General features: G+C 72.1%; 1 protein-coding gene. It reads right to left on the bottom strand.

Annotated elements, in window-relative coordinates; genetic code table 11:
• Positions 1-828, bottom strand: an 828-nt coding sequence (locus tag H5J30_RS34215; RefSeq protein ID WP_181791705.1) for an ATP-binding protein, incomplete at its 3' end; no start/stop codon positions are given.
• Positions 829-1235: the final 407 nt, after the last annotated feature.

The following is a 1235-nucleotide window of genomic DNA, read 5'->3' as shown; positions in this document are numbered from 1 at the left end:
CGCCGGCGGCAACTCGCCGAGCAGCCCCCGGACGGTGCCGAGCAGCTCGTCGGGCACCTGCTCGCCCAGCACCGCCGCCGTACCGTCGACGAACACCACCCGCCCGGCCGTGACCAGCGCCTCGAATACCCGCGCAAGCAGCCAGGGATTGCCCCCGCAGCGGGCCGCCCAGTCCAGCACGGAGGAGTCCGGCTTGGCGCCCAGCAGCCCCGTGCACAGCTCCGCCACCGCCTCGTTGTCGAGCGTCCCGAGATGGAGCCGTACCGCGGCGCCGTCGATCAGCCGGTCGACCGCGTGCTGCGCGAGCGACCGCGGCGCCACCGACCGGCGCGTCAGCAGCCACAGCACCGGCGAGTCCGCGAGCGACTGCACGAGACCCCGCAGCGCGAGCCCGCCCATGTCGTCCACCCGGTGCACGTCGTCCAGTAGGACGACGAGGGGGTGCCGCCGCGCGGCGATCTCCACCAGCTCGCCGACCTGGTCCATCAGCCGGAACGGGTTGCCGTCCGGCCGCACCAGGTCGTCCACGTCCACGTCGGCGGACAGCACGCGCCGCAGGTAGTTCAGCAGCAGGTGGACGGGCAGCGGCTGCCTTCCCCCACCGGCTGCATCGCCATGGGCGGAGGGGTCCCGATGCGCCTCGGCCCGGCCGGCGACCACGGTCAGGCCGCGTTCCGCGCCCTCCCGGGCGGTGGCACGCAGCAGCCGGCTCCGGCCGATGCCCAGCGGCCCTTCGACGACGACGCAGCCGCCGGCGCCCTGTGCCGCGGCGTCCAGGTGTCCGCCCAGCACGGACAGCGTGCCCTCACGCCCTACCAGTGGTGCCATGATCGCTCCCGCGGTGCCGTGGAGAATCCTCGAACACGAACCATGAGCCTTGGCTTTTATGGTCATCGAGCGGCAATGGCGGGTCAATGAAATCCGCCCCGACAACTCGGGTAGCCCCCACTACCCGTACGGGTAGTGGGCAGCGCCGCGGCGGCGGGATTACTTTTTACGTACCCGATAACCCGCGCATTCGCCGCAGCCCCCGATACGTAACGCAATACAATTCCGCGCCGACCAAGGGGTCGTTATGTCCGCAACCGCCGAGACGGACGAGCTGTACTCGGTCATCGAGCAGTCCGCCCGGACGCTCGGCGTGCCGTGCGAGCCCGGGACGGTGCGCCCGGTGCTCGCCGCGTATGCCGACGCCTTCGGGCACGAGGCGGCCGTCGTCGCCTTCCGCGTCGCCA

Source organism: Streptomyces phytophilus (genome assembly GCF_013870535.1).
Taxonomy (GTDB): domain Bacteria; phylum Actinomycetota; class Actinomycetes; order Streptomycetales; family Streptomycetaceae; genus Streptomyces; species Streptomyces phytophilus.
The sequence above is the reverse complement of the archived record's forward strand: the minus strand, read 5'-3'. Positions and strand labels throughout refer to the sequence as shown.